This is a genomic window from Chthoniobacter sp., from assembly GCF_040003245.1.
In the GTDB taxonomy this organism is placed as follows: Bacteria; Verrucomicrobiota; Verrucomicrobiia; order Chthoniobacterales; family Chthoniobacteraceae; genus Chthoniobacter.
This window is the reverse complement of sequence record NZ_JBDUCX010000203.1, coordinates 1-12,545: the sequence shown is the minus strand read 5'-3', so window position 1 is coordinate 12,545 and position 12,545 is coordinate 1. Positions and strand designations below refer to the sequence as shown.

Genomic DNA, 12,545 nt, shown 5'->3' with positions numbered 1-12,545 from the left:
CTCCCGAAAGAAAACGAGAAATGAGAATTCTGCTGGTCGATGACGATACGGGCGTAATTCAGGCCCTGCTCGCCATCCTCAAGACCATGCCTGGTCACGAAGTGAAGGTCGCGACCAATGGCGGAAAAGCCCTGGAAAATGCCGCGGCCCTCGGCGGCGTGGATCTGCTCATCACTGATGTCGTGATGGATCCCATGGATGGCTTCACGCTGCGCGACCACATGGTCTCGCGCTATCCGGACGTGCGCACCATCCTCATCAGTGGCTACGATCTCAGCGACTATCCCGAGCAGACGAAGGACCACCAGTTGCTCACCAAGCCGATCGATTCGGAAGAGCTGCTCGCCGCCATCGCCCGGGAAATGTCCGCGCCCCCAGCCGAGCCCGAGCCGCCGGCACGCCCGGCGGCTGCGGTCCCGGTGCCCGTCCCTTCACCGATGTCCGTGGTGGATCAGCCCACGATGCGAATCGAGCTCCCACCGGAGCTCCGGTCCGGTCCCTCCGCACCACCCTCCGCGCCCGCGGCACCGAGGACGGTCAGCGTTCCGCAACCCAGCGCCGTTCCGCCCCCCACTGCACCGGCGACCGTCCGTGTCTCCAGCACCACGCGGATTCAGCCCATTCCCGCACCCTCCGTGCCGCAAGCCAATGTCCGGCCAGTAGCCAGGGCGGCCACGGGCGTGCCAGCCGCACCTCCGACGGTCGTGCCGAAAGCCAAACCCACGGCCCCACCGGCTCCGGCACCGAAAGCCAACCCCACGGCTCCACCGGCTCCAGCGCCGAAAGCCAGCCCTACCGCCGTGCCTTCGGCCGTGCGCACCGTCAAGGCGACCGCGATACCAGCGGCCATGGCCGCCCCGAAAGCGGTCTCGGCCGTGCCGAAGGCCCCCTCAGCCGTCCCCGTGCCCCGCGCCGCCGCCCCGCCCCCGCCTCCGGTGGACCCGGCTCCGGCCCCGGAACCGGTCGCGCCCGATGACCTCGGTGAACTCGCCGGCCAACCTTTTGGCGCTTATCTGATCGACCGGAAAATTGCCGAAGGCCGCTGGGGGACCGTTTATTTCGCCGTGCAATTGTCGATCAATCGCCCGGTCGGCATCGAAATCCTCGACGCCAACAAAGCCAGCGACGACCTGACGCGGGAGCGTTTCATCGCCGACGCCCGCGCCAAGGCCCAGGTTCAGCACCCTTCCATTCTCGCCGTTTACGAGGCGGGTGAAGCCGATGGGCGCTACTTCTACGCGCACGAATATGTCGATGGCAGCACCCTCGCCGTGCGCAAGATCGCCGGCGACCGCCTGGATGAGCCGACCGCGTTGAAGGTCCTGCGCGTCGCCGCCGAGGGCCTCGCCTACCTCACCTCGCATCACATCCCCCACCAGACGCCCGATGCCGCGAGCATTTCCGTGGGCAACAATGGGCAGCCCCACCTGGCGAACCTCGCCACCCAGGGCGCCGATGAACAGCCCACGCCGGAGCAGGAAATCCAAGCCCTCGGGCGTATCATGCTCAGCGTGCTGCCGGCCATCCAATCGCTTTCGCCCGGCTTCCGTGATTTGCTCAAGGGCATGGTGCAGACCGGCACCGGGGCGCTCACTTCCTGGGGCCAGGTGTTGCAAGGGATCAAGGCCATCGAGCCCAAGGTGATCCCCGTGGAAGCCGCGAAAATCAGCGCCCAGGACCGCGCGGCCATCGCCGCCGTCGAGCTGGCGCGCAAACAGCAGAAGCGCGCGCTTTATTTCAGCATCGCCAGCGTCATCAGTCTCGTCATCCTGATCTGCGTGCTGGTCTATTGGCTCTACTCCACCAACGAGCGCGGTCTCGACGAGCAAGTCGACATCCCGGCCGGCGAATTCCTTTTCGCCAATGGCGAGACGAAGAACCTGCCCGAATTCTGGATCGATAAATACGAAGTCACCATTGGCCAGTACGCCAAGTTCGTGAAATTCCTCGAGAACCATAACACCGCGGAATATGACGACCCGCGCCAGCCGCGCATCAAGAACGCGGCTTTGCACAAGCCGGAGAACTGGGACATCTATTATCGAAACGCCGTCGCGGGCAAAGCGGCCCATTCGGTCAAGATCGATCTGAACTGCCCGGCCATCACGGTCGATTTCTGGGACGCCTATGCTTACGCCAAGTGGAAAGGCCGCGAACTCCCGACCGAGGTAGAATGGGAAAAGGCCGCGCGCGGGATCAAGGGCTTCACTTATCCTTGGGGCGAGGAGTTCGATCCGAAAAAGGTCAATTCCGGCGCCGACTTCAACGAGGGCAACCCCGCCGCCAAGGGCGCCATCGACGGCTTCAACTTCTGGAATCCCGTCGACAAGATCAAGGGCGACAAGAGCCCCTTCGGCGTCATCGGCATGGCCGGCAACGTCCGCGAATGGACGAGCACTTGGGATCCGGCGAAGCATCGCCCGGTGGTCAAGGGCGGCAGCTACCTGTCGAAAGAAGTCCGCCTCGACCAACGGGCCGAAATGGATCCCGGCACGAGCATCGAATCTATCGGTTTCCGCACCATCAGCCATACCCCACCACCCGCCAAGAAATGAAGTACCTCCGCCTGCTCCTTTTCCTTTGCCTGGCTACCGCCGCGCACGCGCAGATCACCGTCAGTTGCTCCCTCAAGCAACGCTTTCACCTGCTCTACGAGCCGGTCATTGCCACCGTCAATGTCACCAATTTCACCGGTCACGATATTAACCTGTCCGACACGCCGCAGTACCAGTGGTTTGGCTTCCGGATCACGGGTGACGGCGACCGGATGATCCGGCCGCGCAGTCTCAATTATCATCTGCCTCCGCTCAACGTGAAGTCCGGCGAAACTATCAAGCGCAGCGTCAATCTCAATGAGCTCTACGAGATGGGCGAGACCGGCACGTTCCGGGTCCAGGCTTCCATCTATTACGACGGCCTCGACAAGTTCTTCACCTCGAAGCCCACGCATATCGAGGTCAATGAGGGGCATCTCATCTGGCGCAAGATCGCCGGCATCCCCGAGGGCCAACCCGCGGCCGGCCAGATGCGTATTTTCTCCCTGCTCTCCCATGAAGTCGGCGAGTCCAACAACCTCTACGTGCGCGTCGAGGGCCAGGATGATGGCATGGTCTATTGCACGTTCCCGATCGGCCGCTTGCTCGACAACGTCGCGCCCCAGGCCGAATTCGATTCCAACGACAACCTCTACGTTTTGCACCTCATCGGCATGCGCGCCTACGTGCTGAGCAAGATCTCGCCCTCCGGCGAATTTGGCGGGCAGACCAACTATTCTGCGCCCAAGACCCGGCCGACCCTGCGTCGCACCGCCGAAGGCGCGCTCCAGATCATCGGCGGAAAGCGCGAAGGCTCCGTGGCGCAGAATAACATCCCCGCCGTGATCCCGAAGCTCTCCGATCGGCCGCCGGGTTTTCCGAAGGAATGAGCGCGGGCTCATCCCGCCGCGCCCCATGCATCTGCTGAAGCGACCCCGCCGCCTGCGTTCCACTCCGGCCCTGCGCAATCTCGTGCGCGAGAACGCCCTGCGCGTCGAGGATCTCATCCTGCCGCTCTTCGTCAGCGAAAAGATCTCCGGACGCGTCCCCGTGGTCAGCATGCCCGGGGTCTTCCAGTTGTCGGAAAAGGAGCTCGTCGCCGAGGCGCTGGCCGCCCACGCGGAGGGCATTTCCGCCGTGCTTCTTTTCGGCATCCCGGAGAAAAAGGATGAGCAAGCCTCGCAAGCCTACGCCGAGGACGGCGTCGTGCAGCGCGCCGTGCGCGCCCTCAAGGCGGCCCGCCCGGAACTGCTCGTCATCACCGATGTGTGCCTCTGCGAGTTCATGAGCCACGGCCATTGCGGCATCACTCATTTTCACGGCGACCAGGCTTTGGTGGACAACGACGCCTCGGTCGAATTGCTCGTCCGCACCGCCGTCTCGCACGCGCGCGCCGGGGCCGATATCGTGGCCCCGAGCGACATGATGGATGGCCGCGTCGGCGCCATTCGCGCCGGCCTCGATGCCGCCGGTTTCCAGAACGCGATTTTGATGAGCTACGCGGCCAAGTTTGCCTCCGCGCACTACGGCCCCTTCCGCGATGCCGCCGAGAGCGCGCCTGCCGCCGGCGACCGCCGCACCTATCAGATGGACGCCGCCAACGCGCGCGAAGCCTTGCGCGAAACCGCGCTCGATATCGAGGAAGGCGCCGACATCGTGATGGTCAAGCCCGGCCTCCCGTATCTCGACATCGTCTGGCGCGTGAAAGAGCAATTCGGCCTCCCCACCGCCGTCTACAACGTGAGCGGCGAGTACGCCATGGTCAAAGCCGCCGCCCAAGCCGGCTGGCTCGACGAACGCGCCACCGTCCTCGAGCAGATGCTCGCCTTCAAGCGTGCCGGCGCCGATCTCATCATCACCTACTGGGCCCGCCAGGTCGCCGGGTGGCTGGCGTCCGGAAAATAGGCGTCCCACTCCGGCTTGGCGCGCCAAGGACGCGAAGGACGCCAAGAAGGCAAAGAACAGGCTCTCGCCCACAAACCTTGGCGTCGCTGGCGTCCTTAGCGCGACCATGACCTCCCTCTCACCTGAAAAAGCCCGCGAACATACTCTCCGCAATTCCGTGCCCATTCGTGTATTTCGTGGCCCCTCCACCCTTTTCCTCTCCGCGTCTCCGCGCCTCGGCGGTTCGATTTCCGCCGCCGTCGCTTCGTCACTCCCCTTGGATGTTCGATGTTGGGTGTTGGATGTTCTGCCTTTAGGGCGAGATTTCACCATTCCCCATTTGCGCACAGCCGGGCACGCTGTTAGAACCTTCGCACTTTTGCCCCGGTGAAGCCGGGACCCCGCTACCATGCCCAAAGATTCCACGCTCCATAAAATCCTCGTCATCGGCTCCGGCCCCATTGTCATCGGGCAAGGCTGCGAGTTCGATTACTCTGGAGTCCAGGCGTGCAAAGCCCTCAAGGAAGAGGGCTACGAGGTCATCCTCGTGAACTCCAATCCGGCCACGATCATGACCGATCCGGAGTTCGCGCATCGCACCTACATCGAGCCGATCACCCCCGAGGTGGTGGAGAAAATCATCGAGGCTGAGAAGCCCGATGCCCTCCTGCCCACGCTCGGCGGCCAGACCGCGCTGAACTGCTCCATGAAGCTCCACGAGCTCGGCGTGCTGGCGAAGCACAACGTGAAGATGATCGGCGCCAAGCCCGAGGCGATCAACAAGGGCGAAGACCGCCAGCTTTTCAAGGAAGCGATGATCAAGATCGGCCTCGATCTGCCCCGCTCCGGCACCGCCCACACCATCGAGGAAGGGCGCAAGGTCATGGCCGAGATCGGCACCATGCCGCTCATCATCCGTCCGGCGTTTACCCTCGGCGGCAGCGGCGGCGGCATCGCCTATAACCGGGAGGAGTTTGAAACCATCGTCGCCCGCGGCCTCGATCTCTCGCCGGTCAGCGAAGTGCTCATTGAGGAATCGCTCCTCGGCTGGAAGGAATTCGAGATGGAGGTCATGCGCGACCGGGCGGACAACTGCGTGATCATCTGCTCCATCGAAAACGTCGACCCGATGGGCGTGCACACCGGCGACTCGATTACCGTCGCCCCCATCCAGACGCTCACTGACCGCGAGTATCAGATGATGCGCGACGCCAGCTTCGCCGTCATCCGCGAGATCGGCGTCGAGACCGGCGGCTCGAACATCCAGTTTGCCATCGAGCCGAACACCGGCCGCATGATCGTCATCGAGATGAACCCGCGCGTCTCGCGCAGTTCCGCGCTGGCCTCGAAGGCCACCGGCTTCCCCATCGCCAAGATCGCCGCTAAGCTGGCCGTGGGTTACACGCTCGACGAGGTGAAGAACGACATCACCCGCGAGACCCCCGCCAGCTTCGAGCCGACCATCGATTACGTCGTGGTCAAAGTCCCGCGCTTCACCTTCGAGAAATTCCCGCAAGCCGATCCGGTGCTGACCACGCAGATGAAAAGCGTCGGCGAAGCGATGGCCATCGGCCGGACCTTCAAGGAAGCGCTGCAAAAGGCGTTGCGCTCGCTGGAGATCAAGCGCTTCGGCCTCATCGGCGACGGCGCGGACAAGACCGACGTGGACGACGACACGCTGCGCACGAAGCTCATCGTCCCGAATGCGGAGCGCATCTTCTATCTCGGTCTCGCTTTCGCGCGTGGTTGGACAGTCGACGACATTTTCGAGCTGACGAAAATTGATCGCTGGTTCCTGGAGAATATCCGGGAGATTGTGGAGGCGAGCAGCAAGCTAGCGTCTTCGGAAATCGAAGAATCAATCGCGAGTGTGCAACGTTGGATTCACGGGAAGGGCAAAGATGCTTCGGCCAAAGAACAGCTTGAGACGCGTGCGTGGCTTCACAAACTGAAGAAACTCGGATTTTCTGACCGCCAGATCGACGCCGCTCGACCGGGACTCGGAGCAACCTATGCGCGGGAGAAGCTTTCCGTTTCTCCCACCTACCGCCTCGTCGATACCTGCGCCGCCGAGTTCGAGGCTTACACGCCCTACTACTACTCCACCTACGGCGACGAGAATGAGCGCCGCGAGAGCGGGAAGCAGAAGATCATTATCCTCGGTGGCGGGCCGAACCGCATCGGGCAGGGCATCGAGTTCGACTACTGCTGCGTGCACGCTTCGTTCGCGCTGCGGGAACTCGGCTTCGAGACCATCATGGTCAACTCGAACCCCGAGACCGTCTCGACCGATTACGACACCAGCGACAAGCTCTACTTCGAGCCGCTGACGCTGGAGGACGTGCTCAACATCTGCGAGCAGGAGAGCGAAAATCTCTTCGGCGTGATCGTGCAGTTCGGCGGACAGACGCCGCTCAACCTGGCCAAGGGCCTCGCTGAGGCCGGCGTGCCGATCATCGGCACTTCGCCGAAATCCATCGAGATCGCGGAAGACCGCAAACTGTTCGGGGCGATGCTCGACAAGCTCGGCATCCGCCAGACCGCCGGCGGCACCGCCGTGACCGAGGAGGAAGCCATCACCGCGGCCAACGCGGTGAGCTATCCCGTGCTCGTGCGGCCCAGCTTCGTGCTCGGCGGCCGCGGCATGCAACTCGTGCACACCGAGGCGGACCTGCGCAAGTATGTGCGCGAAGCCATCGAAGCCAGCCCGGGCGCCACGCCGAATACCGCGGCCAATCCCATCCTCGTCGATCACTTCCTCGAGGACGCGCTGGAGGTGGACGTCGATTGCATCAGCGACGGCGAGACCGTCGTCATCGGTGCGATCATGGAACACATCGAGGAAGCCGGCATTCACAGCGGCGACAGCGCGTGCTCCATCCCGCCCTTCTCGCTCAAGGAAGAAGTGAAGGCCGAGATCACCAAGGCGACCAAGGCCATGGCCAAGGAGCTGAACGTGAAGGGTCTCATGAACGTGCAGTTCGCCGTGAAGGACGACGTCGTCTATGTGCTCGAAGTGAACCCGCGCGCCAGTCGCACCGCGCCGTTCGTCAGCAAGGCCATCGGCGTCCCGCTGCCCAAGCTCGCCGCCAAGATCATGGCCGGCAAGACCCTGCAGGAACTCGGCTTCACCCAGGAGATCATCCCCCCGCATTACAGCGTGAAGGAAGCGGTCTTCCCGTTCATCCGTTTCCCCGGCATCGACATCATGCTCGGGCCGGAAATGAAATCGACCGGCGAAGTGATGGGCATCGACCAGAATCTCGGCCTCGCCTACGCCAAGGCCCAGATGGCCGCCGGGCCCGCGCTGCCCAGCAAAGGCAACGTCTTCATCAGCCTCGCCGATCGCCAAAAGCCGAAGTCCATCGAGATCGCGCGCGGCTTCGCCGACCTCGGCTTCAAGATCTACGCCACGAGCGGCACCGCCACCGCGCTCAAGGCCGCGGGCATCCCCGTGCAAAAACTCTTCAAGCTCAGCGAAGGCCGCCCGCACGCGCTCGACATGATCAAGAACGGCGAACTCGCGTTGGTCATCAATACCCCGAGCGGCAAAATCTCCCGCGAAGACGAAGTGAAGATCCGCAGCACCGCCACCGCCAATCGCATCCCGGTAATCACCACCCTGCGTGCCGCCAAGGCCAGCCTCGACGGCATCCGCGCGCTAAAGGAACACGGCCTGAACGTGAAGCCGTTGCAGGACTGGCACGGGCGCTGAGCTGAAACTCAGCCCGGCAATCAACGGCTGACGCGCTTTTTCGCGTGCGGCGCGCGAGACTCGCTTTTCGCGGGCTTCAGACGAGCTTCATTGTGGTTCGCTTCGACATTCTCAATGTGCACGAACGGTGTGCCCGTGTCGTCTTTACCGGCCTCCATTGCCTTGCGCGATTTAGCCGCGATCTCCACGTAAAGATCGCGAATACGCGCCAGATCCTCGTCGTCGAGTTCCTCGAGATCCAGCAACGCCGTATGTGCGCCATTAGCCGCGCGGATGAGTTCATCCAGCTTGATCTGGATCGCGTCGCTGTCGCGGTTCTGGGTGTTTTGAATGAGAAACACCATGAGGAAGGTGACGATCGTAGTGCTGGTATTGATGACCAGTTGCCAGGTGTCACTGTACTTGAAGAGCGGGCCGGTGATGGCCCACACGAGGATGGTGGCCCCCGCCACAACGAAGGCCATCGGCTTGCCGGTGGCCCGGGCGGCGGCCTTCGCAAAACGGTTAAACCAGGAGCGACGGTTCATCATACACAGAGGAATCGAAGGACAGCGGCGAAGTGCGTGTCTCCCCTTGCGGATGCAAAGGCGGCGGTTCGCCCTACCTTCAACTCGCCCATCCCGAGCGCAACATTCCGCCGCAGCGAGAACGCCATTCCGGCCTCTTCGGCAGAAAATTCACAAACGGCTTAATCGCTTCCACCATCCGCCCTTGCACCGCAAAAGCCGGCCACCAGAGCCTCTACCTTCTGGGAAGCGGTTGACATTGGCCGTCCCATCACGCTTGTTTCCGGACGGTTTTCCCGCCGTCTCCCTCCCCATTCGGCGAACGGCGAGCCGCCGCTTTTCCGGCGCTAGAAATACTTATGCAGCGTTTACCGAAGGCTCTTATTTGCCTGCTCACCTCGCTGGCCACGGCGGCGATGGCACGAGCGGAAATCGTCCCGACCCGTCTCGATCGGTTCGTCGCCGTGCCGAATACCCCAGCCGTGCTGCAGTGGAGCGGAGCCAATCCTTCCGCCTCCGCCGCTTACACGGTCTACAGCTATACGGGAGCGACCTACGCCACTGGCCAGCAAACTTCGGCGGCGGACGGCTCCCTCTCTCTCACGCTGAATCTTCCCGGCGGCTACTACGAAATCGGGTTTGCCGGCGGGACCAAACGTTACGGCCTCGTCGTGGCGCCCTTGCCGCCGACCGCCGTCGATCCCTTCTTCGCCGTCGACGGCGCGCTTTCCTGGCTGGCGAGCGATGCCAGCGTCCGCAATGACTTCCTCAATATCCTCCAGCGGGTGCACATCGGCACCGTGCGGGAGCGGCTGGGTTGGGACGCGGTCAACCCCTCCCTGGGCGCCTATTCGTTCCAAGCGGACAAAAACTACGACACGCTCCGGGCGAGCTACGTGGCGCACGGGCTCAAGGTGCTGGAACTCTTCTACACCACGCCCGCCTTCATGGGTTCCACCACGGCGAATCCTTTCCCGGCCGATTACGTCCTGGCAGCGGATTCCTGCGCCACCCTGGCCCAGCACTGGACTGCTGCATGGGGGTCGCTCGAGGTCTGGAATGAGCCCGATACCGGCAACTACTACTTCGCGCGAGATATGTCGGCGGACCAATACGTGCCCCTGGCCAAGATCTTTGCCTTCAGCCTCGCGGCGCAAAGCCCGCAGACGCCGCTCGGGGGCGGCGTGCTGAGCGGGTACAATCAAGCCTACCTCACCCAGGCGCTCGACAACGGGCTGCTCGACCAGACCGACTATCTCAGTTTCCACGACTACTCCACAGCCACCGCGCTGGAGGGCACGATCGGTTCCTTCCGTACCACCCTGAGCGGGCGGACGCGCGCGGCGATTCCGCTCTGGATCACCGAATGCGGCTGGAAATGGACGGCCGGCACGGACCGCCCGGTGCTCGCCGAGGACCAGGCCAGCGCCCTGCAAATCACGATGAAAGCGATCGAGGCGCGGGCCTGCGGCGTGGCCCGTTACTTCCCCTTCGTGTTCCCATTCTATGTGGAGGGCGCAAACAACTTCGGCATGATGGGCCAGGAAGGAACGCCCCTGCGCTCGATGGCGGCTTACACCGAGGCGATCGTGCAGCTTTCCGGGGCGACTTACGTGGGCGATTTGCAAGGCTCCCCGATCAAGGCGCGCATTTTCTCCCTCGGCACGAGCGGCTACTGCATCGTCTTTTTCAGCGGGCAAGTGAGCGCCGGCGCCACGTTTCTACCGGGGCAGACCTTGACCGTGAGCGGGGCCTACGGCATCGACGGGCGCGCGCTCACCGTGGGCGGCGGTGGCTCCATCCCGATTCCCGATGGCCTCACCTACGTCACCTTGCCCGCGGGCAGCCTCGCCCAGTCCGCGATCAATACCGGCACCACCGCCATGAGCCTCACCACGCAGGCTCACCAGACGCTGCCGGCGCGCGGCCCGCTCTCTCCCCTCGTCCTGCAATACCCCATCCCCAGCAACGTCACGGCGGGCAAGCTCGGCTACCAGCTCACGGCGGCCCAGATGGCGAGCCTGCCGCTTTCCTTTGCCGTGACCAATCTCTCGGCGAGCAGCCGCGACGCGACGCTGAACATTCTGGCCAACGGCGTCACCACCACCAAATCCGTGACGGTGCCGCCGCGCGGCAAATCCACGGTCAACGCCAATGTCGCCATCACCTCTCCCGACGGCACGGTGCGCGTGACGGGGAGCGACGACCTGGGAGTAGCGGTGTCGCCGATGCAGTTGCGCTTCTTCACCGAACTGAGCCTGAGCGACTATCTCGCTCTCTATCCAAACAACAGCCGCGTGAACATTACCCCGGCCAGCCAGTGGGTGGCGCAATCCGCGGGCAGCGTGGTCCTCTCCAATGGCAGCCCCACCACCACGCTGCACATGGATTTGAGCTTTGCCGCCGGCGTGACCGATCGCTGGGCCTATCCCCAGATGAACATCGCCCTGCCGCAAAACCCCAGTTGGGTCGGCCTGCAGTACATCCTCATCCGCGCCCGCGCCGGCCAGTCCTCCGCCGTCCGGATCTTCCTCGTGGAAAGCAGCGGCGCCTTTTATTTCACCGCCAACCCGATCATTCCCGCGGATGGGCAATATCATACGGCGCTCATCCCTTTTTCCGCCCTCACGGTCGCCGGCGGCCATCCCGCCGACCCGGACGGCAAACTCGATCCCGACCAAATCACGGCCATCCAGATCGGTATGAATTCGGATACCACGACCAATACGCTGGACGTTTCCGACTACTACATCGTCACGACGCCGACGGTCGGCATGGCCGTCGAGCAGCCCGCCGGCACCGCGCTGACGAGTGCCGCCAGCACCATTGATTTCGGAGCGGCGGTTTTGCAGACCAACAGCACCCGGATGTTTGTGGTGCGCAATACGGGGACGACCACCCTGACTGGCGTTTCTGCCGCTGTCACCGGAACCAATGCCGCCGACTTCGGAGTGACGACGTCTCCACCGGTCACAATTGCGGGTGGTGGCACCGGCACGTTTGTCGTGACTTTCTCGCCCGTGCAAAACGATGGACGCACCGCCGTTTTGCACGTGGCGAGCAGTACCGCGGGTGCCAGTGCATTCGACATCCACCTTACGGGTTTCGGATTCTCGATCACCGCCGCCGCCCAAAATGTCAGTGCCGCCGGGGCGACCCTCCAAGGAATGTTCAACCCGAATGGAATCGCGACGACCGTCTATTTCCAATACGGAGCAACGACCAACTATGGCGGCACCACGACGACGCAGGACATCGGCAACGGCAGCTCGAACGTGAACTTCAGTGCTCCCTTAAATGGTCTCACGGATCGCACCACCTACCACGTGCGGGCGGTCGTCGTAGCCGGAGGAGTCACCACCTACGGCGTTGATCAGACATTTACCACGCCCCAGTCCGTCCCGGCGCTGCCCATGTGGGCCTGGGTCGCTTTGGGCGTCGTCCTTTTGATCGCGTCGAGCCGGCAGCTTCCGAAGCGGCGGGTGTAGCAACTGTATTGTTAGGAGGAGGTGAGAGGGGGAGCGGGGGAGCGGGGGAGCGGGCAACGCCGCCAGCAGGACTTGCTGGCCGGCCGGATCGTTAGGCAGACGGCGTCGCTGGCCAGGCCAGGCGAGGTCGAGGTGGAGTTTGCAAACATCAGTATTGACGTGGATTTTGGTGGGAGTGCTCATCGACTCAGTCTTGTCATGCGAGCGCGAGCGGACCGGCGGCCGGACCACCCGGCTCAAGGCAACTGTTCAAGTTCAAACGGCAGGACCGCGCCGGAACCTTGCTACACACGACGGCTGTTGCTTTCGGGCACAATGCCCCCGGGCGCGTGGCCCACGCGCCGGGTCGCCACTGCGAACCAAATCAACGCCCGGCGCGTGGGGACACGCGCCCTACACCGGGAGCAACGCGACCTAC

6 protein-coding genes are annotated in these 12,545 nt (G+C 63.5%); 5 read left to right on the top strand and 1 reads right to left on the bottom strand.

The genetic code is table 11. The annotated features are described in order from the left end of the window. Positions 1–20 precede the first annotated feature (20 nt). The 4 genes from ABJF10_RS23015 to carB all read left to right on the top strand — a co-directional run bounded on the left by ABJF10_RS23015 (position 21) and on the right by carB (position 8,133). Entirely contained in the window at positions 21–2,555 is a 2,535-nt protein-coding gene (locus tag ABJF10_RS23015) for an SUMF1/EgtB/PvdO family nonheme iron enzyme (protein ID WP_348546960.1), read from the top strand. Then, positions 2,552–3,424 carry a hypothetical protein gene (locus tag ABJF10_RS23010; protein ID WP_348546959.1) on the top strand — a complete coding sequence of 291 codons (873 nt, stop codon included), beginning with the start codon at positions 2,552–2,554 and terminating at the stop codon, positions 3,422–3,424. The genes ABJF10_RS23015 and ABJF10_RS23010 overlap by 4 nt, the downstream gene beginning before the upstream one ends. A 25-nt stretch (positions 3,425–3,449) precedes the next feature. Beyond that, complete coding sequence (gene hemB / locus ABJF10_RS23005; RefSeq protein ID WP_348546958.1) at positions 3,450–4,439, top strand: porphobilinogen synthase; 990 nt, start codon at positions 3,450–3,452, stop codon at positions 4,437–4,439. Positions 4,440–4,827: 388 nt separating this feature from the next. Continuing rightward, positions 4,828–8,133: a carbamoyl-phosphate synthase large subunit gene (carB, locus tag ABJF10_RS23000; protein WP_348546957.1), complete on the top strand. Its 3,306-nt coding sequence runs from the start codon at positions 4,828–4,830 to the stop codon at positions 8,131–8,133. A 20-nt stretch (positions 8,134–8,153) separates the two neighbouring features. On the opposite strand, the gene ABJF10_RS22995 is transcribed toward carB, so the two are convergent. Further along, entirely contained in the window at positions 8,154–8,660 is a 507-nt protein-coding gene (locus ABJF10_RS22995; protein WP_348546961.1) for a low affinity iron permease family protein, read from the bottom strand. Positions 8,661–8,998: 338 nt separating this feature from the next. On the opposite strand from ABJF10_RS22995, the gene ABJF10_RS22990 reads away from it, so the two are divergent. Beyond that, complete coding sequence (locus tag ABJF10_RS22990) at positions 8,999–12,127, top strand: hypothetical protein (RefSeq protein ID WP_348546956.1); 3,129 nt, start codon at positions 8,999–9,001, stop codon at positions 12,125–12,127. Positions 12,128–12,545 lie beyond the last annotated feature (418 nt).

Excerpts from the sequence above, each read along its gene's own strand:
- ABJF10_RS23015 (WP_348546960.1), top strand. The coding sequence starts at position 21 with ATGAGAATTCTGCTGGTCGATGACGATACGGGCGTAATTCAGGCCCTG.
- ABJF10_RS22990 (WP_348546956.1), top strand. The coding sequence starts at position 8,999 with ATGCAGCGTTTACCGAAGGCTCTTATTTGCCTGCTCACCTCGCTGGCC.
- ABJF10_RS23010 (WP_348546959.1), top strand. The coding sequence starts at position 2,552 with ATGAAGTACCTCCGCCTGCTCCTTTTCCTTTGCCTGGCTACCGCCGCG.
- hemB (WP_348546958.1), top strand. The coding sequence starts at position 3,450 with ATGCATCTGCTGAAGCGACCCCGCCGCCTGCGTTCCACTCCGGCCCTG.
- ABJF10_RS22995 (WP_348546961.1), bottom strand. The coding sequence starts at position 8,660 with ATGAACCGTCGCTCCTGGTTTAACCGTTTTGCGAAGGCCGCCGCCCGG.
- carB (WP_348546957.1), top strand. The coding sequence starts at position 4,828 with ATGCCCAAAGATTCCACGCTCCATAAAATCCTCGTCATCGGCTCCGGC.